The organism is Aerosakkonema sp. BLCC-F183 (assembly GCF_041929145.1).
In the GTDB taxonomy this organism is placed as follows: Bacteria; Cyanobacteriota; Cyanobacteriia; order Cyanobacteriales; family Aerosakkonemataceae; genus Aerosakkonema.
In genome coordinates, this window is record NZ_JBHFNU010000021.1 from 246838 (window position 1) to 272127 (window position 25290).

Genomic DNA, 25290 nt, shown 5'->3' on the forward strand with positions numbered 1-25290 from the left:
AACCGGGTTTCTTTCCGACGACAACCCCGAATAAAATCGATTTCTGAGACGACAAGCAGTTGAGAGTTTGTTTAGCTACACAAACTCTGCTGAGCTAATTTCTGGCACAACAGGTATCGCAGTCAACGGACAGCAATCGAGCAATTTCGCTAACCTGTAACAGAAATAGCGATTAATTAAATAGATAGATCGACAGGAGCGAGCGATGCAAACGCCAACGCCAACTAAACAAACCACCGACCCCGCCCATGACGTACTGCGTTACGAACATCAACCCCTCGATGCCATCTTTGCACCAAAAAACGTTGCTGTCATTGGCGCAACTGAAAAAGCAGGCAGCGTCGGACGCACCATCCTGTGGAACTTAATTAGCAATCCCTTCGGCGGTACAGTTTTTCCAGTTAACCCCAAACGCCCCAGCGTATTGGGAATTAAAGCTTACGCCAACATCGCCGCCGTACCCGAACAAGTAGACCTCGCCGTTGTGGTCACACCCGCCTCAACAGTGCCGGGAGTAATTAGTGAATGCGTCGATGCCGGTGTGAAAGGAGCAATTATTATCTCCGCCGGTTTCAAAGAAGCAGGCCCATCGGGGATCGAATTAGAGCGACAAGTGCTAGAACAAGCGCGTCGCGGCAGAATGAGACTAATTGGCCCCAACTGCCTGGGCGTCATGAGTCCGATATCGGGACTGAACGCCACATTTGCCAGCGCAATGGCGCGTCCCGGCAATGTCGGCTTCATCAGTCAAAGCGGCGCACTTTGCACAGCAATTTTAGATTGGAGTTTCCGCGAAAACGTCGGTTTCAGCGCCTTTGTTTCCATTGGTTCTATGCTGGATGTGGGGTGGGGCGACTTGATTTACTATTTGGGAGACGACCCCCGCACGGAAAGTATCGTTATATATATGGAGTCGATCGGCGATGCGCGATCGTTCCTTTCCGCCGCACGAGAAGTTGCCCTCACCAAACCGATTATTGTCATTAAAGTAGGACAAACCGAGGCAGCAGCAAAAGCAGCAGCTTCTCACACCGGTTCGCTGACCGGTAGCGATGAAGTACTCAATGCCGCATTCCGACGTACTGGCGTGTTGCGCGTCAACAGTATCGATGACTTGTTCAATATGGCAGAGGTGCTGGCAAAGCAACCGCGTCCCAAAGGAAAACGCCTCACCATTGTCACCAACGCGGGTGGCCCAGGCGTACTGGCGACCGACGCCTTAATTACCGAAGGCGGAGAATTGGCAGAATTATCGCCAGATACAGTCGAAAAGCTGAAAGCAATTCTGCCACCGGCGGCGAGTACGCACAACCCGATCGATATTCTAGGAGATGCGGAACCAGAGCGATATGCCAAAACGCTGGAAATTGTGGCTAAAGATCCCAACAGCGATGGTTTGCTGGCAATCCTGACTCCACAAGCGATGAGCGATCCTACCCAGACTGCGGAACAACTTGTCAAGACTTTGGAAGCAGAAAAGTTAAAGTCCAAGTCTGTACAAAGCAAACCTGTGCTGGCTAGCTGGATGGGAGGTGCAGAAGTTGCGCCTGGGGAAGAAATTCTCAACCGTGCTAGTATCTTTACTTTTCCCTATCCGGATACAGCAGCTCATGTATTTAATTTGATGTGGCGCTACAGTTATAACTTGCGCGGGATTTACGAAACTCCACTGCTGCCGGACAATTGTGGAGACAAGGCGTGCGATCGCGTTTTGGCAGAAACAATTATTAGGATGGCACACTCTGCCGGTCGCACAATTCTAACTGAGTACGAATCCAAACAACTTTTGAGCGCCTACGGCATCCCCACCGTAGAAACCAAAATAGCCAAGACTCCAGAAGAAGCTGTAGAGTTAGCAGAAATAATTGGCTATCCGGTTGTTCTCAAACTTTATTCCGAAACCATCACCCATAAAACAGATGTCGGCGGTGTGCGCTTGTTGTTACAAGATGCGATCGCAGTCACAGGTGCTTATAACGGTATCAAACATTCTGTCATCGAAAAGGTTGGTGAAGAACATTTCTTAGGCGTCACAGTTCAGCCAATGCTGAAACTGGAAGGCTACGAAATTATCCTGGGTAGCAGTGTCGATCCGCAATTTGGCCCAGTGCTGTTATTCGGTACTGGCGGACAACTGGTAGAAGTATTTAAAGACCGAGCGCTCGCACTACCGCCGCTTAACAGCACTCTAGCGCGGCGAATGATGGAACAAACCAAAATTTACACCGCTCTTAAAGGTGTGCGCGGACGCGACCCTGTGGATATTGCCGCACTCGAACAGCTGTTAGTGCAATTCAGCCAGCTAGTTGTCGAACAACCTTGGATCAAGGAAATTGATATTAACCCGTTACTCGCTTCCCCGCAAAGGTTAATTGCGCTAGATGCGCGTGTGGTATTGCACGAACCGAATATCAGCGCTTCGGAGTTACCGAAACCTGCCATTCGTCCTTATCCGACGCAATATGTCGCCGCTTGGCAGATGAAAAATGGCGCGGAGGTGACTATCCGCCCAATTCGTCCGGAAGATGAGCCGTTATCGGTTAAATTCCATCAAACGCTATCGGAAGAAACTGTTTATTTGCGGTACGCTCATTTGGTAAAACTAAGTCAGCGGACTGCACACGAACGGTTGTCGCGTCTGTGCTTTATTGATTACGATCGCGAAATGGCGTTAGTGACCGAGTACGTCAATCCCGAAACCGGACAAGCGCAGATTATCGGTATCGGTAGGTTAAGTAAATTGCACGGTACGTCTGAGGCTGAGTTCTCTATGTTAGTGAGCGATCGCTTCCAACGTCAAGGTCTGGGAACTGAGTTGCTGCGCCGCTTGGTGCAAATTGCTCGCGATGAAAAATTGGATCGCATTACTGCTGATATTCTCAGCAATAATATGGCGATGCAGCGCATTTCTGAAAAGTTGGGTTTCCGGCTGGAACGCATTATCGGCGAACCGATGGTGAAAGCAATTTTTGAGTTGTAAAAATCACCCCACCCCCCAGCCCCCTCCCCGTCCACGGGGAGGGGGTGCAATACTACAAAGTAAAAAGTAGGGTGGGCATCGCCCACCTTTTTGTCAAAATATGGCATACAGTAATTTTACTTTATCTAACGTCAAACAAGCCTTTGATTTAACTATAGAGGAAAATCAAAACCTGTTTAGCGAAGTTGAGGCTGTTAAACCCTCCGAGATTTTATCGATAATTTTACAAGAGTATATTCCTTTAGCCACAGCAATTAATACCGAAAAAGCCCGCTCAGAATTACTGATTTCTCAAGTATTAGCAGATGTCAGACGACAATTAAATTACCGAATTAGTTTATTTTCTGGAACTGATTTTAATGTGGATGAAAAATTGGGACTTAACGGTTATTGCGATTTTCTGATTAGTTGCTCTCCAGAACAATATTTTATTACGGTTCCAGTGATTACTATTGCTGAAGCAAAAAATGAAAATATCACTGGTGGTTTAGGTCAATGCGTAGCGAGTATGGTAGGAGCGCAATTATTTAACCAACGGGCAAATAATGAGATTAAAACTATTTACGGAACGGTCACAACAGGAACAGTTTGGAAATTTTTAAAGTTAGAAGATAAAACGCTATTTATCGATCGAGTTGAGTATTATGTTAAAGAAATAGATAAAATTTTGGGTATCCTTTTAGAACCAATAAAGGCTAATTTAAGCGCAGATTAATTTTTATTACCAAACTGACAATTTGGGCGCATAGTCAGTTCATACTGTTATGCAGATAAAGGAGGAAACTATGGAACTAAAATTAGTCCAAGTGGAAATTCCAGAGGGAAGTAATATTATCATAGGTCACAGCCATTTTATCAAAACAGTGGAAGATTTATATGAAATTATGGTCGGAAGTTCGCCGCAAGTGAAATTTGGCATTGCCTTTTCCGAAGCATCTGGGCCATGCTTGATTAGAGTAGCGGGAAATGATGGGAATTTACAACAAGTAGCGACGAAGAATGCAGAGAATATTGCAGCCGGACACACATTTGTTATTCTACTAAAAGAAGCCTTTCCGATCAATTTTTTGAATGCTATAAAACAGTGCCAAGAAGTTTGCCGAATTCATTGCGCTACAGCCAATCCCGTGCAAGTAATTGTCGCGGAAACAGACCAAGGACGCGGTATTTTGGGCGTTGTGGATGGATTTTCGCCCAAAGGTGTGGAAACTGCCGATGATGTGAAAGCGCGTCAGGAATTTTTACGGAAGATAGGTTATAAACTTTGAAAAAAGTTCCATTGGTACGGAGCTAGTGGCGGTAGAATAAGAAAAGGTTTGTTCATGGTTAATAGGTAATGGTTAATGGTTTATTGCTGCGATCGTGAAGAATGAAAAAGTAAGAAACTTTAAAGCGATCGCATTACATTTTAGCACTGAAGCGCAACAACGTACCTAATTGCGATCGCACTAAATCCCAAAATTTAAATCAGGTGCGATCGCCAACTTATTCAGCAAGCCCTATCTATTTTTAGCTTAGTTTGCTCGATTCGGCTACCATTTATCGCTCGCACACCCTACTGAGGTAGTTATTCACCTTAAATACAGGGAGTAAAACGTAGCAAAGAAAATCAAAATAATCGCAGGAAAAGAGATTCTTCCAAACGTAATTAATCGATCGAGTTTGATTTTATCCTTTTGGAAACGCTCTTTATGCCCCACTATGACTAGCAGCAGTTCTAAACCAAGTAGCAAGTAAACTAAGTAAAAAGCATAGTCGAGAGCAACAACATAACCCACCCCATCTGGTAGGGACTCTAGCAAGCTGAGATGGTAAAATACCACTGCTAGCAACAAACCGCTCAATACCTCAGCGGAGAGATTCTCGAAGGGAAGAAACAATAATAAGTATGCCACAACCACAAAGAACCAGAGGGGCAGCAAATTTTTGATGCTGAAACCGAGTAAGTCTCTTGTGATGGAGATGACAGTATTGAACTGGGAATATTCTAAATCCGAGTTGGTATCAATAACTCTGCGATCGCCTAAAGTAGATTTATTAACCAAGGTATCTTGGTAGAAGGTAACCTTTTCAGGAGTCCAAGCGCTGATTTCCTTAAAAACCTCCTGTTTCCATTGTTTAGGTAATTCTTTAGTGGTAGAGGACTTATCCCGCATTCCTACAAAGTCTATCGCGTAAATCAACTTGTCTCTTGTGAGGTTGGCGTGTCGAAATCTCACCGATAAAAGCTGAGTGTCGAACGGGTAATTGTGAAAATCAAACTCCTCATGAAAATCGGCTTTAATCCGATATACTTTATACTTTACACCAGCTTCTTGTCCTGATTTGATCGGCTCGCCAAGTTTTAATCTTTCCCCTGAATCCAGACGATTTATCCCATAGTTAATAAACTCAATATTATCGGCATCTAGGGTTGTTTTATATCTAAACCACAGATAAGAATCAACCAAATAGCTTGATGTCTTTTCATCTAGGTAACTAACTTTATTGATATCGATACCCACGTAAACGATGTCGGTCTTGCGTAGATATCGATCGCCAACTTGCAAAATCTCGCCTTTCTTGATTTGTTCCTCAAAATCGGCAATTTTCTTGATATTGCGTATTGTTTGCAATTGCGTAAAAGCCGAGACAAGATTCCCTTTATCAAACAGCCCTACAGCTATAGGGACAACCGCATTTCGTTGGTCATTCAAGTAAAACGTTCTTGTTCCTGTTTGGATAGCTGTTTCTGGGCTATTAATAGCAGCCAAACCCTCTTTAATCAAGTAACGGTCTGCTTTGACATCTTTCCCCGTAAAAGCCGTTTTCGGTAAGTCTTTCTTCGTCAATAAAGTCCGATTGATTGCTTCTACAATCGCACTGACAGCATCATAGTAAGAAGCCGCAGACCAACCTGGAGGAGTTCCGTAAGTTTGTTCAAATGTTGTCCTAAATTGTTGAGTTCGATCGTCCGCAACATCATAAATCAGTGGGACTGTAGCGTAAAGACCGTTTGTAAAAAAGCCGGGACTTTCCTTTTCTTCAGGAAGGTTAGCAAGGCTTTCATCAATAGCCACATCACCTAAATCATCACCACCAAATAGGGGAAAATCCAGATTGCGCTTTTTCATTTCCACCATCAAATTCGTCACTTGATCGCGATTAGTCGCCAAGACAACCGCATCGGGAGGTTGACCGCTATCTTTGAGTTTTTGTAAATCCTGTATAATAATCTCGTCTGTGGCTTTCGTTTGATTTGGTTCTAACTGCCACTTTGCTACGATGTTTCCCCCCAATTGTCGGAATTCAGCTTCAATGGTTTGGCCTAAACCTAAACCATAAGCATCGTAGCCGTGGATGAGGAAAATTTTTGAATATCCCAGCACCTTTTTCAGGTAATAAGCAATAAATCTCCCTTGAAAGCTGTCGGCAAAAATGGTGCGAAAATACCACTCATTTCCTTCGGTTACTGAATCAGCAGTCGCCGAACCGCTGATCGCTGGAATACCGGCGGCTTGATAAATTTTTCCCCCTGCTTTGGATGTGCTACTGGAATAGTGACCGATGAGGGCGACTGCTTTCGATCGCACAATGTCTCCAGCTATTTTCTCCGCTACCTCCGGCTTGGCTTGGTCGTCATAGACTTGTAACTTCAGCGGTTTACCTTGAATACCGCCAGCCTGGTTTACTTTGTTGATGTATAGTTCTACACCCTGAAGCATTGATTTGCCTGCGGCTTGCGTTGCTTCGCCCGTATTGGTTAAGGGAACGGCGATCGCTATAGTTATATTTTCTTGGTTTTGCGCGTTGAATATAGCAATACCTATACTCGCCACTATTCCTAACAGGACAAGAGTTAACCAGACGATCGTCTTTCTCCGACGCATACTTATCCAAGCAGCCAAAAGGTAGGGTAGGTAAACATAAACCGAATTATAACATTACCTTTATTGTTTACTTTTGGTTGCCTGCCAATTTTGCACCTTTAGTATAAAAAAGCACTTTATAATAAAGAGAGCAGTAGATACGGATTTTTTATCATTTTTTCTCACTGAGCGATCGCACTATCTTTTTCCATCATAAATAATCCCCCATTTTAATTAGCGTTTATCTGTAAATATTTGCGGTAAAAAAAAGGTGGGCATTGCCCACCCTACAGTTGTTTACCTATTGGAGAGTTTAACGCAATCAACCAAATCCAAAACTACACATTTAACAGCACAGGCAAATCCGTTTTTTCATCGTTTTCATCAGATTTACCGTTACCGTTCGCCGTCACAACTTCATCATCTTGATGATATAGAGTTGCACCAACTTGACAACCACGGTAAGCTAAAATGTACAATTCCTTCAAATCGCGAATCAGCGGATAGCGTGGGTTAGCACCAGTACATTGATCGTCGAAAGCTTGGTCTGCCATTTCTTCTACTTGTTCGTAGAAAGCTTTTTCTTGTTCCGGCAAAGCTTCCTTAATCGTCAGCGGAATATCCAATTCCTTCTTGAGATTTTCGATCGCTTCGATCAGCTTTTCAACTTTTTCTTCTTCCGTCTTGCCACCCAAACCTAAGTAATCCGCAATTCGGGCATAACGCCATTTGGCATTCGGATACTTGTACTGCGGGAAAATCGCTTGCTTGAAGGGCACGTCGGTAGCATTGTAGCGAATGACGTGAGAAATCATCAACGCATTTGCTAAACCGTGGGGTACGTGGAAAGTAGAACCCAATTTGTGCGCCATTGAGTGACAAACTCCCAGGAAAGCGTTAGCAAATGCCATCCCTGCCATCGTCGCCGCATAGTGAACTTTTTCCCGCGCTTTCGGATCGTTAGCACCATTCTTATAAGCAGAAGGCAGATATTTCATCAGCAAGCGAATTGCTTCTAATGCTTGTCCGTTGGTGAACTCCGAAGCTAATACGGAAACGTAAGCTTCCAGCGCGTGAGTTAGTGCGTCGATACCGCCGTAAGCTGTCAGCTTCTTCGGCATATTCATCACTAATTCGGGATCGACGATCGCCATAGTAGGAGTTAGCGAATAATCTGCCAAAGGATACTTAATTCCTGTTTTGTTATCTGTCACTACTGCAAAAGGCGTTACTTCCGAACCTGTTCCCGAAGTAGTAGGAATAGCAATAAAGATGGCTTGATTACCCAAACTTGGCAGTTCGTAAACCCGCTTGCGGATATCCATGAACCGCATCGCCAAACCTTCAAATTCGGTATCCGGTTGTTCGTACATCAACCACATAACTTTGGCAGCATCCATCGGCGAACCGCCACCGATCGCAATGATGATATCGGGTTGGAAGATTTTGATTTCATGCAATCCTTTATTGACTGTTTCCAAAGAGGGATCGGGTTCCACATCAAAGAAAACTTGATGTTTGATGCCGATTTCATCCAGGATGTCAGTAACTTTATCAGTTAGGCCCAAGTCAAATAGCGGTTTATCGGTAACGATAAATGCCCGTTTTTTCCCCGCTAATTCCCGCAACGCCACTGGCAAACAACCGTATTTGAAATACACCTTGGGCGGGATGCGGAACCACAGCATATTTTCCCGACGTTCGGTGACGGTTTTGATATTCAGTAAGTGTTGAGGGCCAACGTTTTCCGATACCGAATTGTCGCCCCAGCTACCGCAACCGAGGGTCAAAGAAGGATCGAGGCGGAAGTTGTAGAGGTCGCCGATCGCACCTTGCGAAGATGGCGTATTAATCAGCACCCGCGCTGTTTCCATCTTCGATTCAAAATATTTGATGTGTTCTTGATTGGATGGCGCTGTATACAATACGGAAGTATGTCCGTGTCCGCCAAAAGTAATTAAAGCATCGGCTTTTTCTACCGCTTCTTGGTAATTTTTCGCCCGATACATTGCCAAAATTGGCGATAGTTTTTCAAACGAGAAAGGTTCGTTTTGACCGATTTCTTCTACTTCCCCAATCAGCACTCTGGTTTCTGGCGGAACGGTAATTCCAGCTAATTTAGCGAGAGTTTCTACCGATTGTCCGACGATTTCCGCATTCAAACGTCCGTTGACGCTAATTTTGCTGGCGACTTTTTCTCGTTCTTCTGGATTGAGGAAATAAGCGCCCCTTTCCAGAAATTCTTCTTTCACTGTTTCGTAAACTGAATCGACAACCACCACCGATTGTTCGCTGGCGCAAATCATGCCGTTATCGAAAGTTTTACTCAACAAAATTGAAGATACGGCCATTTTAATATGGGCAGTTTCATCAATTACCGCCGGGGTATTTCCCGCGCCTACTCCCAAAGATGGGTGTCCTGAAGAATAGGCAGCTTTCACCATCCCTGGACCACCTGTAGCGAGAATCAGTTTGATATCGTGATGCTGCATTAAAGCTTGGGAAAGTGGTACGGTGGGTTCGTCAATCCAACCGATGATATCTGCCGGCGCACCAGCTTCTACTGCTGCTTTCAGGACGATTTTGGCGGCTTCGATCGTGCATTTCTTCGCCCGTGGGTGAGGAGAAAAGATAATCGCGTTGCGCGTTTTTAGGGCGAGAAGGGCTTTGAAAATTGCCGTCGAAGTTGGGTTTGTTGTCGGCACAATACCTGCCAGGATTCCCACTGGTTCCGCAATTTTTTGGAATCCAAATGATTTATCTTCTTCGATAACGCCGCAGGTTTTTTCGTGCTTATATTTGTTGTAGATAATTTCGGAAGCGAAGTGGTTTTTAATTACCTTATCTTCTACCACTCCCATTCCTGTTTCGGAAACCGCAATCTTGGCTAACGGGATGCGTTGGGTATTGGCTGCAAGTGCGGCTTTTTTGAAGATAACATCCACCTGTTCTTGGGTGTAGGTGGCATATTTTTCTTGCGCCGTTTTGACTCGTGCAATTAATGCTTCTAGTTCGGTTATGTTTGTGACTGTCATGAGGATTCCTTTGGGATCTGGCTGGATGTGATGGAGATAGGGTTTACAACCAGAACGCTCTGGCTATATTGATGTTGAGGATGGAAATTTTTTGGGCTGGCTTTGTTTCTCTGGATAACGTCTTGCCTGTTTATCTATTTATATTTTACCCAGTGAAACTATCCGACTAACTTTTTCTTGAACTTTTTTTAGTTTCCTATCTATCTTTCTGTTCTAAGTATATATTACTTTTTCCACATCTGGGAATTATCTTCCATATTTATTTATAGTTGAAAACGCTTTTATAGGCATTTTTCAGTTGGCGAGCGTATTTAGCAAAATTTAAGCTTTTGATGCAGTATACGCTCCCTGTCAGCGGGTCAAAAGCTAGGGGGTGGAGTAATTGCGATCGCCTACTTTTTGCTTTTATCTTCAATCCAGGTTTGGCATTCTTTTTTTTAGGACGAATTTCTCCAGATTTCCCCAGATATTAAGTGCGAATTTCACGATACAACTGTCAGACCGTGTTTTTTAAAGATATCTACAGTGCGTTGCACTAACTCCGCTGTTGGCGGTTGAGTATCTTTGAGTTGGTAATCATAACCCAACTGTTCCCATTTATACTCACCCATCTTGTGAAAAGGCAGTACCTCCACCTTTTCTATATTTCCCAAAGTGGAGATAAAACTAGCAAGTCCTTCAACGTTAGCGGGGTCATCAGTGAGATTCGGAACCAAAACAAACCGAATCCAAGTTGGTTTGTTAATTTCACTCAGATATTTGGCTAATTTTAGGGTTGGTTCGATGGGAACGCTGGTAACCTTAAAGTAAGTTTCCGGTTCAAAGGATTTGATATCCAATAACACCAAGTCAGCGTACACAAGCACTGGTTTGGCGGCGTGTTCTAAATCCGCATAACCGGAAGTATCTAACGCAGTGTGGATACCGAGTTTTTGACAGCGTTTGAAGATTTCCGCGACAAAATGAGGCTGCATCAAAGGTTCGCCACCGCTGACAGTAACGCCACCACCAGAAAAGCGCATATAAGATTTGTACTTTTCAATCTCTGCAATTAATTCATCGACGGTGACTTGTTTGCCATCGGTCATGGGACGACAATCGGGATTGTGGCAATACAAACAACGCAGAGGACAACCTTTTGTAAAAATAACAAAGCGGATACCTGGGCCATCAACTGTTCCGCAACTTTCTACAGAATGAATTTGTCCGCAAATAGTCATAAGTAAGACAGGAAAGAGTTTTTTAACGCAAAGGGACGCCGAGGTAATCGCAAAGGGACGCCGAGGAAAGGAGAGGATTTTTCATTTGGTACTTTGTACTCTTTACTTTCTTTGCGTTCCTCTGCGGAAACCTTTGCGTTCCTTTGCGTTTAATAATTAAATCCGATCGTGGAATGTCCGCTTAATTACATCGAGTTGTTGTTCGCGAGTTAATTTGATGAAGTTAACTGCGTATCCCGATACCCGAATTGTGAGTTGCGGATATTTTTCTGGATGGTCTATGGCATCTAGTAACGTTTCGCGATCGAGTACGTTGACATTAATATGATGTCCGCCATCGTGGAAATAACCATCTAACATTCCACTCAGGTTTTTGACTCGATCGTCTTCTGTTTTACCCAAGGCTTTCGGCACAATTGAGAAGGTGTAGGAAATGCCGTCTTGGGCGTGTTCGTAAGGTAGTTTGGCAACTGAGGCTAAAGATGCGATCGCACCTTTGGTATCCCGTCCGTGCATTGGGTTTGCCCCAGGTGCAAACGGTTCCCCAGCTTTGCGTCCGTCGGGTGTATTTCCCGTTTTCTTACCGTAAACAACGTTAGAAGTAATTGTCAACACAGACTGAGTTGGCACCGCATTCCGGTATGTTTTGTTTTGGCGGATCTTATCCATAAAATCCTTGACCAAGTTAACCGCAATGCTATCTACGCGATCGTCGTTATTTCCGTATTTCGGGAAATCGCCTTCGATTTGATAATCCACTGCCAAACCGCTTTCATTTCGCAGTACTTTCACTTTGGCATATTTCATCGCCGAGAAAGCATCTGCTACTACAGATAAACCTGCAACGCCACAAGCTAGAGTGCGAACAATTTCGCGATCGTGCAACGCAAATTCCAGCCGTTCGTAGCAGTATTTGTCGTGCATATAGTGGATGACGTTGAGGGTGTTAACGTACAGTTTCGCTAACCAATCTAACAGGATATCGAACTTCGCTTTCACCTCATCATAATCCAGGTATTCCGATGTCACCGGTTCAAATTCAGGCGCAATTCGATCTCCCGCTTTTTCATCTTTGCCGCCGTTAATCGCATACAGTAAAGCTTTGGCAAGGTTGGCGCGTGCCCCGAAGAATTGCATTTGCTTACCGATACGCATCGCGGATACACAGCAGGCAATTCCATAATCATCGCCGTAATACGGACGCATTAAATCGTCGTTTTCGTATTGCAGCGAACTGGTATCGGTCGAAACTTTGGTGCAGAAATGTTTGAAGCTTTCTGGCAATCTTTCCGACCAAAGTATCGTTAAATTCGGTTCTGGCGCAGGGCCTAAATTATATAGTGTGTGCAGCAAACGGAAACTGTTCTTACTGACGAGAGTGCGCCCATCTTCACCCATACCGCCAATCGATTCTGTCACCCAAGTTGGGTCGCCCGAAAACAGTTCGTTGTAATCTGGTGTCCGCAGGAAGCGCACCATGCGTAACTTCATCACAAAATGATCGATAATTTCTTGCAATTGCGCTTCTGTGACATCGCCATTTTGCAAATCGCGCTCAAAATAAATATCCAAGAATGTGGCAACTCGCCCCAAGGACATCGCCGCACCGTTTTGTTCTTTCACGGCACCCAGGTAAGCGAAGTATGTCCACTGTACGGCTTCTTTGGCATTCGCTGCGGGTTTGCTAAGATCGAATCCGTAGCTAGCTGCCATTTGTTTGAGTTCTTGCAGCGCTCGAATTTGTTCGGCAATCTCTTCTCTTAACTGAATAACCGATTCTACAATCGAGTCGAGTTCCAGTTCTTTGAGTTGTGCTTTTTTGTCAGCAACTAAGCGGTCAACGCCGTACAAAGCTACGCGGCGATAATCGCCGATAATCCTACCCCGACCGTAGGCATCCGGTAATCCGGTGATAATTCCAGAATGCCGCGCCAGTTTCATTTCACGAGTGTAAGTATCGAAAACTCCATCGTTATGAGTTTTGCGATATTTGGTGAAAATCTCTTCCGTTTCTGGGTCGAGTTTGTAGCCGTAAGCTTCTAGGGAGGCTTTTACCACGCGGATACCGCCCAAGGGCATAATTGCTCGCTTCAGCGGTTTTTCTGTTTGCAAACCGACAATTTGTTCTCGCTCTTTGTCAATATAACCGGGCTGATGTGAAGTGATAGTTGAAACGACTTTTGTATCGGCATCCAAAACGCCTTTTTGTCGTTCTTGCTTCATTAAATCCAGTACTTGATTCCAAAGCTGGTGAGTTCTTTCGGTGGGGCTAGCCAAAAAGGACTCGTCTCCTTCATAAGGAGTGTAGTTTTTTTGGATAAAATCCCGAACATCTATTTCTTCTGTCCATTTTCCTGGAACAAAATTTTTCCATTGCTCCAACATGGCTTTTTTCTCCCCGTTACTTTGCACAGTTATCTTTTCTTTCTGCGCTAATACTATGTTACAAAGTTTGGGGGGATGTTGGCCAAAAAGTATCACTTTATTTAATAAACAACTTCCATGACGTTTTAGTTTCTCATTAAAACAATTTCTAGGTTGTTTTATCCGCTATTATAAATATATTGTGGGTTTTGATACTTTTCATAAAAAAGTAAGCTATAATACGAATATTATTAAGTAGTTAATTGTTAGATAAAAATAAGAAATTCAGTATTTTTATCAGTGCGATCGCCAAACTCTTATGCTTGTTCCGCGCTTCTCACTTTAGCAGAGACAAAGAGGGGAGATAGTTTTGCTCCCCCACTCTCCCAGTCTCTCGCTCTTAGTTAGCCGCCTTTGGGGGCTCAGTCTTCGGCTTCTGTGCCTGCTTCTGCATCGCCAACAGTTGCGGTACGGTCACAAATCGATATCCCCGCTGTTTGAGTCCGGCAATAATTATTGGCAAAGCCTGCACCGTTCTGGGGTGAATATCGTGCAGTAGTATAATTTCTCCCGGTCGGGCAGCTTTGAGGACATTATTGGCTAATACAGGCGCGGATCTGCCGATATGGTTCTCCCCCGGATCGTCCGACCACATCACGATCGCATACTTTTGAGAGCGGGCGTAAGCTGCTACGCCGTTGTTTAGGAAGCCTCCAGGCGGACGGAAAAGCGATGTCTTGACGCCAGTCGTCTTGTAAATCAGGGCGGCTGTATTTTCAATTTCGGCAGCAGCCATCGCCGGATTCATGCGAAAATACCAGTGATGCCACGTATGGTTGCCAATAACGTGACCGTCTTGCACTACCCTTCGCCCAATATCCGGATAATTTTTCAGATTCCGTCCGATCCAGAAAAACGTGGCCTTGATGTTGTTTTTCCTCAAGATTTCCAGCACCTGCAAGGTAGTTTTCGGCCAGGGGCCGTCATCAAAAGTCAGCGCCACCACCTTTTCTGAAGTACCTAAATCCACTTTCCGAACCGTTTTGCCTTGATATTGTGTCGGTACGGAAAAAACCAGATTAGTTACTTTTACCGGTTGTGCGATCGCCAAACTGGGCCGCCGCGAGTCAGATAGGCGTCCCGGCAGCGCCATATAGCTGCCTAACAAGCCAAAAACCGTCACCAGCGTTGGAAACAACCTGGGATACCAAAACAAGGCATATCTAGTCTTCATCTTACAGTTTGTATAAAAAAACGTCCCTATTATAAGGACGCTCTGGCAGAAAATCTTATTTGCCTAACGCAGTATTTTTACGACACCCAGGAATAACTTAATTTTTCTTCAAATTACCGAAAAAACTGGGTCTAAAGCCCCGTCCTTCTAGGACGGCTTTCTTTAACTGTGATATACTTACGCTAGAAATGTCGGCGTAAATATGCTTGTATTTGAGGCAAAACTTGAGGGGACAAAACAGCAGTACGAGAAGCTCGATGAAGCTATTCGTACCGCTAGATTCTTCCGCAATTGTTGTCTCAGATACTGGATGGATCGACATACTTGAGTTGGGACTTCGTACCGTGGGGCACACGGGAACTAACGCCTCTGGAGACATCGACCTCTGCAAGGAGTGAGGCAACTCAGAAAGTGATTTCTGGAATCCCCGTGCGTTCACGCCGGGGAGGATGTCAACCACTCGCAACACCTTTCCCACGGTTTGAAAATATCAATTTCCGGTCGGCGTTGAGTGATAGTACTCATAACGAATTGCTCCTATCCTCCATCTATAACTAATGTTATAAAAATTTCTACGGAAGCTTATTTTTTAGTTAAATATTTTTTACTTTTTTTTGTAAATTTAACTTCCCAAATTTATTGCTTAATTTAAGTAGAATTTAACTCATCAATATGGAAGTTAAAATTTTCAAATAAATATTAATAAATGTATAGTTTGAACTTGGGATTATATCGTTGAGAAAAGTCAAAAGTCCTCTTTTTCCTCTTCCCTAACTCCTAACCCCTAACTCCTAACCCCTAACCCCTAACTCCTACCTCCGATTGAGCGATCGGCCCTCAAACCTGGGAATAATACAACAAAGAGTTAAATTTATGCCTGTAAACTTACGAAGTTAACATTTCTTGAGTGATCCAGGTCATGCCCTCTAAGCCTAAAGATGTGGATACTGCCAGAAAGGAAGTTGTTGAGAGGTAGCAGATATGGAGAGCCAGGGTCATCAACCAGACCGCAATCCAATTAAAGGTCTTTCCGAACACGAACGCACAACGATCGCCTTCTCCCTAGATGCAGACGGGTCAGGCAAATCGGTTGAAGAAACGGACAACAATAGCAAACTCGCCCAGGCAACCAAACTACTCGAACAAGCAATCGAACAGCATCAGCTCGGTCAATTTAAAGCAGCATTACAGTTTTTCCAACAGGCACTCCCCATCTACCGGGACATACAACACCGCCTCTTAGAAGGCAAGGTGTTGGGAAATATCGGCAATGCCTACTACGCCTTGGGAGACTATCCCAAAGCGATAAATTACTACCAGCAGTGGTTGACGATCGCCACAGATATCCAAGACCGCCGTGCCCAAGGGCTGGCACTGGGAAATCTGGGCAACGCTTACCGTCACCTGGAAGACCACGCTAAAGCGATCGAATATCAGCAGCAAAGCTTAATCATTACCACAGAAATTCAAGACTGCCGAGGCGAGGTGGCAGCCCTGAATAACCTGGGACTTGCCTACAAAGCATTGGGAGATTATGCCAAAGCGATCGAATACCAGCAGCAAAGCTTGAAACTGATGCGGAAACTACAAGACCGTAAAGGTGAAGGGCAATTGCTGAGAAATTTGGGCAATGCTTTCTACGCGCTTGGCGACTACACCACAGCCATAGAATATTACCAGCAGCGGTTAGCTTTAGCGCGGGATATCCAAGACTTGCGCGGAGAAGGGCAGGTGCTGAGAAATCTGGGCAGCGCTTGCTACGCTTTGGGTAATTACACTCAAGCGATCGAATTCTATCAGCAGCGCTTGGCTTTAGCAAAAGAAACTCAAGACCTGCGGGTAGAAGAGCAAGCTTTGGGAAGTTTGGGAGTCGCTTACGAAGCTTTGGGAAACTTCGATGCAGCAATCGACTGCTACGAACGCCGCTTGGCAATCGGACGACAGATCCCCGATAACCGCGTTGAACAGCAGGCGCTGGGCAGCCTGAAAGTGGCTTGCTACGCTCTGGGAGACTACGCTAAAGCATTTAAATATCAAGAAGTGCGATCGACTATGGCATCTAACGTCAGTCATTAGTCATCAGTCATCGGTCACGAGAGAATCACAAACTACTTTTGACAAATGACATATATCGCTATTTGACAACTTTTAACGTTCGTAACGTTAGATCTGTACAACCGCTAATTTTTCCGCCCATTGCTTGGATATTCAATAAATATTCCAGGGTGACTGGGGTAATCAGTTCACCAGGCATTAACAAAGGAATCCCAGGTGGATAAGGACAAATCAGTTCAGCACTAATGCGTTCGCTTACAGTTTCGATCGGTAATGTTTCCGTCGCGGCAAAGAAAGCTTCGCGAGGAGAAATCAGGGGCATCTCGTCACAATTATATATTTGAACCAAATTCGTAACTCTTGGCTGACTCATTCGCAGACTTGGTGCTTTATACTGTTTGGCTAATGTCGCGAACGCTTGCACTAATTGCACAATATCTGCCTGTTTATTACCCAGACTAATTATAAATGTTAGATGTTCCATAGATGGGAACTCTGCCAATACACCGCCTTGAGTAAGAATTTCATCGGCTGCAAATCCCGTCAAACCTAAATCAGAAACAGTTACAGTTAAGCGCGTGCGATCGAGATTGACAAAACCAGGAGTATGTGCTGTTTCTAAAATAGATAATCCCGGAATTTCACTAATTTGAATTCTCGCTTCATCGGCTAAGCGCAAAGTTTCCGCCATCAACTCTTTCCCGTACAATGCCATTTGCTGACGCGCTGCATCTAGGGAAACTAATAACAAATAGCTGGGACTGGTAGATTGCACTAACTGTAACGCTTTAGTGAGGCGATCGCGATCGATCCTGTGACCCTGTAGGTGCAACATCGATGCCTGAGTTAAGGCGCTGAGTACTTTGTGAGTAGATTGCACCGTCAAATCCGCCCCAGCGGATAACGCAGAAATAGGTAACTCCGGATGAAAGGTAAAATGAGGGCCGTGGGCTTCGTCTACCAACAAAGGGATATTGTACTGGTGGGCAAGGTGTGCGATCGCTTCCACATCCCCACACACGCCATCATAAGTTGGGTAAACCATCATCACCGCCTTTGCATCTGGATGCTTCGCCAACGCCGCCGCAACAGCTTGTGGTGTAATGCTGTAGGCGATATCTAAAATCGAGTCGTATTCTGGATTGACGAAAATCGGGATAGCACCGGAAAGGATTAAACCTGCGATCGCCGAACTGTGTACGTTCCGAGGTAAGATAATTTTGTCGCCAGTGCCGCAAGTCGCTAAAATCGCCGCCATTACGCCAGCAGTGGAACCATTCACCAAAAACCAGGTACTTTCCGCCCCAAAAGCGGCTGCTGCCAGTTCTTGCGCTTCCTGAATCGTATCCTCTGGCGCGGACAAATTATCCAAACCGGGTAACTCAGTTAAATCCGATCGAAAAACCTTTATACCCAGCAATTCTCCTAGAGACTGAGAAATTCCCTCTCCCCGCTTGTGTCCCGGCGTGTAAAACGCAGCGTGAGGATTGTTAACATAATTCCGGAGAGCGTCCAGCAATGGCGTTTTCGCTTGAGGATTTGAGGCAAAGGGCATGATTCAATAACTTTTATCTGCTAAATTATCTTTTCGTGGGGGTTTGGGGGAAGCTCTAGACCCACGCCATAATTTTTAATTTGGTGTGGGATACATGGACTCCCCCAAGTTAATTTAAGGGGTGTTGAAACCCTCAAATTAACATTTAAAGTTTGACTTGTGTTCAGTAAACTCTATATAATTAAGGAATGCTGACTGTAAACTACCGCTACCGAATCTACCCAAATACCGCTCAAGAACAAATACTGAATGAGTGGATGGATATCTGTCGTGGTGCATATAACTATGCCAGGGGAGAGATAAAAGATTGGTGCGATAGTCGTAAGTGTTTGGTGGATAGATGCTCTCTTGAAAAAGAGTACATTCTCTCTGGTGAACTGAAGTTTCCCAACGAAATTCAACAACTTAACAACTTGCCTAAAGCCAAGAAGGAATTCCCCAGATTGGGTGAAGTTCCTTCTCAGGTTCTTCAGCAAGCTATTAAACAATTGCACGTAGCGTGGAAATACTTCCAAGAGAGAGGATTTGGCTTTCCCAGGTTCAAAAAGTACGGGCAGTTGAAGTCGTTGCTGTTTCCTCAATTCAAGGAGAATCCCGTAACTAACCTTAATATTAAGCTGCCCAAGCTGGGAAAAATCCCTATCAACTTGCATCGCCCTATTCCCGCAGGGTTTGCGGTCAAACAGGTGCGAATCTTGAGGAAAGCTGACCGATGGTACGCATCTATCTGCCTGCAATGCGATGTCAGCATCCCCGATCCAACCCCTCATGGTCATCCTGTGGGTGTGGACATCGGATTGGAGAAGTTTTTGGCAACCAGTGATGGTGCGATCGTAAAACCGCCTAAATTCTTTAAAAGTCTGCAAGGTAGGCTGAAAGTGCTGCAACGTAGATTGTCGAGAAAACAGAAACGGTCTAAAAATTACGAGAAGCATCGAACCGATAGGGACGTAGCCGCAGGTCAAAACATTAGAAACCGAGGAATAGTTCTCATTAGTACCGTTGGGCAGACGGGAAAGGAAACAGCCTGTGCAGACGATCTACCGGGGACTGGGGAAACTCTAGTCTAGGCAAGTGTCGAAACCCCGAAAGGGAAAAACCAGGAAATCCAAAATGTGAGTTTTGGAGAGCTTACACTATACCGCTTGCGGTTAGTGTGGGAGGATGTCACTAAATTCGGATATATTTTGAAAGGGAATCTGGCAGGACGTAACTATTCAGGAGGATGTTATTTTATCAGCTTTTATCTAATTTGATAGGGTCGCACGATCGAATAAATATAATCATGATTAATCCCGGCCCTCTTCCTTTTCCCGAACCGCAAATTCCCAGTCCGGTGCCAGAACCCATACCAAATCCGGTTCCTCAGCCACCGCCATCCCCGGAACCAGTACCCGGGCCAGTACCTCAACCAGTACCAGCACCAGTACCGGAACCGATTCCCGAACCTGTCCCAGAACCAGTACCTGCGCCAATTCCCCAGCCAGTACCCGGGCCAATTCCTCAAACAGTTCCCTAACCAATTTCAAATAAAATTAACCCAGTTTTTACCCCCGAACTAAGATGCTAAGAGCCGGAATTGTTGGACTTCCTAACGTTGGTAAATCCACCCTATTCAATGCCTTGGTTGCTAACGCCAAAGCCCACGCCGCTAACTTTCCATTTTGTACGATCGAACCGAATGTCGGCGTCGTCGCAGTGCCAGATGAGCGCTTAAACGTTCTGGCTAAAATGTCGGATTCCGCACAAATTGTACCCGCTCGCGTCGAGTTTGTCGATATCGCCGGTTTGGTGAAAGGTGCTAGCCAGGGGGAAGGACTGGGCAATCAATTTTTATCCCATATTCGGGAAGTGGATGCGATCGTCCAAGTGGTACGCTGTTTTGAAAATGATGATATTATTCACGTCGCCGGTTCTGTTGACCCAGCGCGAGATATTGAAATCATCAATCTGGAATTGGGTTTATCCGATTTGGCCCAAATCGAACGCAAGATCGATCGCACGCGCAAAATGGCTCGTACCAGCAAAGAAGCTCAGATTGAATTATCGGCATTGGAAAAATTAAGCGTTGTATTAAATGAGGGTAAACCAGCTCGTCAAGCCAGCTTAACTGAAGAAGAAGCTGAATCGATTAAAGGTTTGGGTTTGCTCACAGGCAAACCGATCATTTATGCTGCTAACGTATCTGAAGATGATTTGGCAACTGGCAATAAATATGTAGAACAAGTGCGCGAAATAGCCGCGCCAGAAAAAGCGCAAGTAGTAATTGTTTCCGCCCAAGTTGAATCGGAATTAGTCGAATTGCCAGAAGCAGAAAGGGCTGAATTTTTAGCATCTCTTGGGGTAGAAGAAGGCGGATTGAAATCTTTGATTCGCGCTACTTACGAACTTTTGGGATTGCGTACTTACTTTACAACTGGGCCGAAAGAAACTCGCGCTTGGACGATTAAAGCGGGTATGTTCGCACCGCAAGCTGCGGGTGTAATTCACACCGATTTTGAACGCGGTTTTATTCGCGCTGAAACAGTTGCTTATGAAGATTTGGTAGCAACAGGTTCGATGAATGGTGCCAAGGAGAAAGGTTTGGTTCGTAGTGAAGGAAAAGAGTACTTGGTGCAGGAAGGGGATGTGATGTTGTTCCGCTTTAATGTGTAAAATTTTCGCTCATACAGTAGGTTGTGGACTTATGACCCTGAAACTTCGATCGGCAAGAATCAAAAATTTTAAGAGTTTGGGCGACATTGACTTAAGCTTCAGAAACTTAACAATTCTTGTCGGTTCAAATTCTAGCGGTAAGTCAAATTCCTTAGAAGCCTTACGTTTTCTAAGCACTCTCCTTGTTAGAGAATCTCTTCCGGCAGTAGAAGGAATGCAGAGATCTTTAAGATACGGTAATGACAATATCTGTTATAGCGTTACTGTAGAGGATGGTGGTAAGGCAGCAGAATATAGTTTATCTCTTGCATCTAATAGACGAAAACCTCTGCTAGCTCATGAAAATCTGAAAGTAAACGGAAACGAGGTAATTAACATTATAAATGGTGAAGGAGAAGTAAGTGATGAAGATGGTAATAACACTCAAAAATATCAGTCAGACCCGGAAAGTATAGAAGGGTTGGCATTAAGGTCGGCGGGAAACTTCGGAAATAAACCTTTTACAAAAAAACTAGCCAGTTATATTAGAGAATGGAAATTTTATGATATAGACCCCGATATAATAAGACAATATCCTCATTTGATGGGCATGATTAAAGGTATCTCGCAACGAAGTAAACCCAGTGAGAGTATACCAAGTCTGGACGATCGAGCTGGTGAAGTTCAAGAAGTTTTGAACTACTGGGCTCAAAATGAAAGAGATACTTTTGAAGGGATTAGTGAACAACTCAAAGAGTGTCTCAATATAAGCTTAAGCCTAGTTGAAGAGGGAGAGCAAATTGTAAAAGTTTTAGAGCCACATGGTAAACTAATGCCGTTGTCCAGTATGTCAGATGGTACTCTCCGATTGATAGCTTATTTTATACTGCTTTATCAGTCCGAGATACCCCCTCTCATTGGTATTGAGGAACCTGAAAGAAACCTTCATCCAGGTATTCTAAAAGATGTTGCTTCTATAATGAAAAGACTATCTAAAAGGACTCAAGTAGTTTTTACAACGCATAGTTCTCAACTACTGGATTGCTTTATGCCAGAAGAAATATCATCTGAAATATCAGTAATTCTTTTGAGTAAGAAAGATGACTCTGGCACAAAAGCCTGTTTACTGGATAAGCTAGCTGAAAATCGTGACGATCTCTTAGATTGGATGAATGATTTCGGATTAGGTAGCGCAATTTATCACAGTCACTTAATAGAAGAAATTGTGGGTAGTTAGTATGCCCAGCGTGCGGATCTGGACTCCGGAATCTGACTACGATCGAGATGCGGTTTGCTGTATTGCTCAAAAGATAGTGAAATACTATGGATGCAATGTAACAATTGTATATGGAACTAAACAAGGATTTAATGATGCAGCACGGGAACCAGATGGATTAAAGAAAGCAGTTGACGCTTACCTCAAACGCAATGATTTAGTAATATTTTTGATAGATGCAGACAGCGCCAAATCGCAAGCTCAACGACGTGGGGAAAGAAATTCTTTAGTGAACCGAATACAAGCAGTAGTTAACAATTCAGCAGGAAAAGCTATATTAATTCTTATGCTTCAAGAACTGGAAGCTTGGCTTTTAGTAGACTGTCTAGGTATTTGCTGCTACTTTACAAAAAATGCAGAGACTAGGAGTAGTGAGGAATGGATAAAATTTGCCAAGCGCAAACAACCTGGTAAGACGAATTTGATAGAAGAAGCTGAGCTTGGAGGTAAAAATGCAAAAGAATACCTAGAAAGTCTTTCGCAAGAAATTCTAATTAAAATAAATCCGAAACTTAAAAATAAGCTTCAGAATCTAAAAGAGCGTCAGTATCGTGAGGATAAATCCCCCGAAGTCGCGAAGTATATAGAAATTAGCAGTCAAACGATTAAGAGAAACGAGTCTTTAGAAGAATTTGCGAGGCGTTTACAGGTATTGGCTGAGTCAGACAACGGAGAGATATAGTCCTATTAGTAAGTTAAGGAGTAAGCAGTGACGAGGGAAAGTGCGATCGAACTCACGCATCGCATCCAATGAAGAGAGCGATCGCTCTCAAAATCCATCTTTTTATTTCTTATTTTTTGCTTCGTTTTTCCAATTTTGTATTTGTCCCTTTTCAGGCGATCGCACTTTCAAAAAATCGCCCCACGTCCTTGCAATTCATGCTTCATATCTTGACTTACTCCTAAACAATCTTTGAAAACAGCATCTTTCACATTTGCATTACTGAAGTCAGCACCAATCAAATTCGCACCGCTCAAATCGGCACCAATCAAGTTAGCATTACTTACATTAGCACCAATCAAGTCAACATGACTCAAGTTGGCGTTTTTTAACTTAGCTCCACTCAAATTAGCACAATTGAGATTGCCACTATGAAGATTGGCACAACTTAAGTCCGCGTCACTCAAGTTCGCATCATTAAGATTAACAATCCGTAAATCTGCATCGCTGAGATTAACATTACTCAGATTAGCATCATTCAAGTAAGCACCGCTTAAGTCTGCATCTCGTAAGTTAGCATTACTCAAATTAATACCCATCAAATAAGCACTTCCCAACTTAGCATTAATCAGTTTTATATCACTTAAATTAACTTTACTTAAATCCGCTTGAGAAAGATCCGCATTGCGAAAATCCCGTTCGCCTGCTGCGTATCTACTCAGAAGTTCATCCGCATCCATATTGCTAAAACTCCTATAGTCTTAGTCACTACTACCGGAAATATATATAGACGCACCCATATTTTCATCATCTGTACCGACTATAACACCACCATTCGCACCCGGTACGAGTTCGATCGCTTCCACTTTATGATACTTATAGCGATACAAGGGAACGAGTTGGGGATTTTGACGAAATGCGATCGCATTCCCGCTTACCCCAAACGCACCTGCAACGTAAACAGCCGAATCGAATGGCCCATCATTTCCCGGATCGCTTGTTGAAGAAATAAAAAGTATTCCCGCTGAGTCTATTTTCAAATCGGAAATATGGCGAACATTACTCGTGGGCCACGGCACTATTAGATTAGTAAAACCAATTTGTCCAATTTGATATCCAGCCAAATCAAGCACCCCCCAGTATATTATTGCCGATTCTTTACCATCACCCCGATGTGCCCACACAGCTAATAATTTACCATCAATTTCCTGCAAAGCAAATCCTTCAAAATTGCTTCCTTGAGGAACATTCGGCAAATCGAATACTTTGATAATTTCGACATTTTTGTCATCGTTAGTTATCTTCAAATGATAGACCTTACCGAAACTGCTGAGAGCCATAAAAGAAAGATTATTTTTTTCTGTAACAGATGTGACAGCTTCTAAATCAATCGGCAAATCTATATTGCTGGGCCATTGCAACGGAAAATATTCAGGTTGATTCTTGTCCTGAATTCTAATAATTGCTAGACGACCTCGATCTTTTTCTTTGTTATCGTGAACAATTAGTAAGTCCAACGTATTGCTTTGCTGCTTAACTAAAGCCATCCCGCTAATACCAAAAAAAATTCCTCCTTTAACGGGACGCCACACCTGTGCAAACACTTGCTGGGAGATCGGCAATGATATCACTAAAATTGTCAAGATTATCAATAAGCTTAAAAATCGACGCATATTAATTTAGAAACAATATACATAAATAGGTGCGTTAGCTTTTCAGCTTAACACACCTCGCTGTATTTAGCTCGTTTATAACCTACTATCTAGGCTACGCCATCGCAACTGCAAAAATCAAAAACTTGCCGCGTAAGTTAACTCAAAATCCCGATAGATAGTAATCCGACAAGAATTAGTCGGTTCTCCCAATGATTCGCAATCTAACTTACCCGTAATCGTGCTGATCGGTCGCCGTAAAGGTTTATTATCGTACTGACTCCTTTCGCGAGTACTCCAATCGATAATTGCCGCATCAAGCGAATTCTGAAATTCCGCCGCTAACATCAGCAGTTTAAACTTATCTTTGATTGGCCCAAATAGCGGAAATCTAATGGAAACTAACTGCGTCACAATCGGTTTAACATCGTTAGGTGTCACATGAGTTTGGCATTCACCGAATTCTAAATCATAAGCGTCCAAGCGAAAATTTTCTTGCTTATCTCCCAATTGGATTTGTATATCCTTAAGCCACCTATCTATGTGTGGTAACAGCCCTAGATTCTGGTCGCATAGCAGCTTACGAATGTTGGAATGTTCTGTCATAAAATTGTTTCTGGTTCTGTATTAGTTTCTGGAGTTTAGACTAACCGCGCTTTAGGGCGCGGTTAGTCTAAACTCCTATACAAGGCAAAATAGCTCAGCTTTTAGCTGAGTAAAAAAAGATTGATTTAATCAGGATTTAAGAGAAAAATAAGTTAGCTTTTTGAGTTTTT

The 25290-nt window shown here is 43.8% G+C and carries 19 protein-coding genes; 9 read left to right on the top strand and 10 right to left on the bottom strand.

Annotated features, from left to right (window positions below; translation table 11 throughout):
- The first annotated feature begins 205 nt into the window (after positions 1-205).
- The 3 genes from ACE1CD_RS06200 to ACE1CD_RS06210 all read left to right on the top strand — a co-directional run bounded on the left by ACE1CD_RS06200 (position 206) and on the right by ACE1CD_RS06210 (position 4248).
- Positions 206-2980 carry a bifunctional acetate--CoA ligase family protein/GNAT family N-acetyltransferase gene (locus ACE1CD_RS06200; RefSeq protein WP_374799008.1) on the top strand — a complete coding sequence of 925 codons (2775 nt, stop codon included), beginning with the start codon at positions 206-208 and terminating at the stop codon, positions 2978-2980.
- Between the two features lie 100 nt (positions 2981-3080).
- Positions 3081-3695, top strand: a complete 615-nt coding sequence (locus tag ACE1CD_RS06205) for a hypothetical protein (protein WP_374822430.1) — start codon at positions 3081-3083, stop codon at positions 3693-3695.
- A gap of 70 nt (positions 3696-3765) precedes the next feature.
- Positions 3766-4248 carry an adenosine-specific kinase gene (locus tag ACE1CD_RS06210; protein ID WP_374799012.1) on the top strand — a complete coding sequence of 161 codons (483 nt, stop codon included), beginning with the start codon at positions 3766-3768 and terminating at the stop codon, positions 4246-4248.
- Positions 4249-4551: 303 nt separating this feature from the next.
- Here ACE1CD_RS06210 and ACE1CD_RS06215 read toward each other — a convergent pair whose 3' ends face one another.
- The 6 genes from ACE1CD_RS06215 to ACE1CD_RS06240 all read right to left on the bottom strand — a co-directional run bounded on the left by ACE1CD_RS06215 (position 4552) and on the right by ACE1CD_RS06240 (position 15003).
- The gene (locus ACE1CD_RS06215) at positions 4552-6849 is read right to left on the bottom strand and encodes an ABC transporter substrate-binding protein (RefSeq protein WP_374822432.1); all 2298 of its coding nucleotides are present in this window, start codon (positions 6847-6849) and stop codon (positions 4552-4554) included.
- A gap of 317 nt (positions 6850-7166) precedes the next feature.
- On the bottom strand, positions 7167-9890 hold the full coding sequence (adhE, locus tag ACE1CD_RS06220; RefSeq protein WP_374822456.1) for a bifunctional acetaldehyde-CoA/alcohol dehydrogenase: 2724 nt from the start codon (positions 9888-9890) through the stop codon (positions 7167-7169).
- 455 nt (positions 9891-10345) lie between these two features.
- A complete protein-coding gene (gene pflA / locus ACE1CD_RS06225; RefSeq protein WP_374822435.1) occupies positions 10346-11083 on the bottom strand; it encodes a pyruvate formate-lyase-activating protein in 738 nt (245 codons plus the stop codon).
- A 156-nt stretch (positions 11084-11239) separates the two neighbouring features.
- A complete protein-coding gene (gene pflB / locus ACE1CD_RS06230) occupies positions 11240-13468 on the bottom strand; it encodes a formate C-acetyltransferase (RefSeq protein WP_374822438.1) in 2229 nt (742 codons plus the stop codon).
- A 379-nt stretch (positions 13469-13847) separates the two neighbouring features.
- Complete coding sequence (locus tag ACE1CD_RS06235; RefSeq protein WP_374799020.1) at positions 13848-14681, bottom strand: polysaccharide deacetylase family protein; 834 nt, start codon at positions 14679-14681, stop codon at positions 13848-13850.
- A gap of 97 nt (positions 14682-14778) precedes the next feature.
- Positions 14779-15003 carry a hypothetical protein gene (locus ACE1CD_RS06240; protein WP_374799022.1) on the bottom strand — a complete coding sequence of 75 codons (225 nt, stop codon included), beginning with the start codon at positions 15001-15003 and terminating at the stop codon, positions 14779-14781.
- Positions 15004-15662: 659 nt separating this feature from the next.
- Between ACE1CD_RS06240 and ACE1CD_RS06245 the strand changes: the two genes are divergently transcribed.
- Positions 15663-16757: a tetratricopeptide repeat protein gene (locus ACE1CD_RS06245; protein ID WP_374799024.1), complete on the top strand. Its 1095-nt coding sequence runs from the start codon at positions 15663-15665 to the stop codon at positions 16755-16757.
- 58 nt (positions 16758-16815) lie between these two features.
- Here ACE1CD_RS06245 and ACE1CD_RS06250 read toward each other — a convergent pair whose 3' ends face one another.
- Positions 16816-18291 carry an aminotransferase class I/II-fold pyridoxal phosphate-dependent enzyme gene (locus ACE1CD_RS06250; protein ID WP_374799026.1) on the bottom strand — a complete coding sequence of 492 codons (1476 nt, stop codon included), beginning with the start codon at positions 18289-18291 and terminating at the stop codon, positions 16816-16818.
- Positions 18292-18479: 188 nt separating this feature from the next.
- Here ACE1CD_RS06250 and ACE1CD_RS06255 point away from each other — a divergent pair, with 188 nt between their 5' ends.
- The 5 genes from ACE1CD_RS06255 (at position 18480) to ACE1CD_RS06275 (ending at position 22883) form a co-directional block, all read left to right on the top strand.
- Complete coding sequence (locus tag ACE1CD_RS06255) at positions 18480-19361, top strand: RNA-guided endonuclease InsQ/TnpB family protein (protein WP_374799028.1); 882 nt, start codon at positions 18480-18482, stop codon at positions 19359-19361.
- A gap of 215 nt (positions 19362-19576) precedes the next feature.
- The gene (locus ACE1CD_RS06260) at positions 19577-19810 is read left to right on the top strand and encodes a hypothetical protein (RefSeq protein ID WP_374822441.1); all 234 of its coding nucleotides are present in this window, start codon (positions 19577-19579) and stop codon (positions 19808-19810) included.
- Positions 19811-19854: 44 nt separating this feature from the next.
- A complete protein-coding gene (ychF, locus tag ACE1CD_RS06265; RefSeq protein WP_374799032.1) occupies positions 19855-20946 on the top strand; it encodes a redox-regulated ATPase YchF in 1092 nt (363 codons plus the stop codon).
- 31 nt (positions 20947-20977) lie between these two features.
- Complete coding sequence (locus ACE1CD_RS06270; protein WP_374799034.1) at positions 20978-22162, top strand: AAA family ATPase; 1185 nt, start codon at positions 20978-20980, stop codon at positions 22160-22162.
- 76 nt (positions 22163-22238) lie between these two features.
- A complete protein-coding gene (locus ACE1CD_RS06275; protein ID WP_374822445.1) occupies positions 22239-22883 on the top strand; it encodes a hypothetical protein in 645 nt (214 codons plus the stop codon).
- Between the two features lie 167 nt (positions 22884-23050).
- Here ACE1CD_RS06275 and ACE1CD_RS06280 read toward each other — a convergent pair whose 3' ends face one another.
- The 3 genes from ACE1CD_RS06280 to ACE1CD_RS06290 form a co-directional block, all read right to left on the bottom strand.
- Positions 23051-23602, bottom strand: coding sequence for a pentapeptide repeat-containing protein (locus tag ACE1CD_RS06280; RefSeq protein WP_374822448.1), 552 nt, complete (start codon positions 23600-23602; stop codon positions 23051-23053).
- A gap of 21 nt (positions 23603-23623) precedes the next feature.
- Complete coding sequence (locus ACE1CD_RS06285; protein ID WP_374799040.1) at positions 23624-24535, bottom strand: hypothetical protein; 912 nt, start codon at positions 24533-24535, stop codon at positions 23624-23626.
- A 117-nt stretch (positions 24536-24652) separates the two neighbouring features.
- The gene (locus ACE1CD_RS06290; RefSeq protein ID WP_374799042.1) at positions 24653-25120 is read right to left on the bottom strand and encodes a hypothetical protein; all 468 of its coding nucleotides are present in this window, start codon (positions 25118-25120) and stop codon (positions 24653-24655) included.
- Positions 25121-25290: the final 170 nt, after the last annotated feature.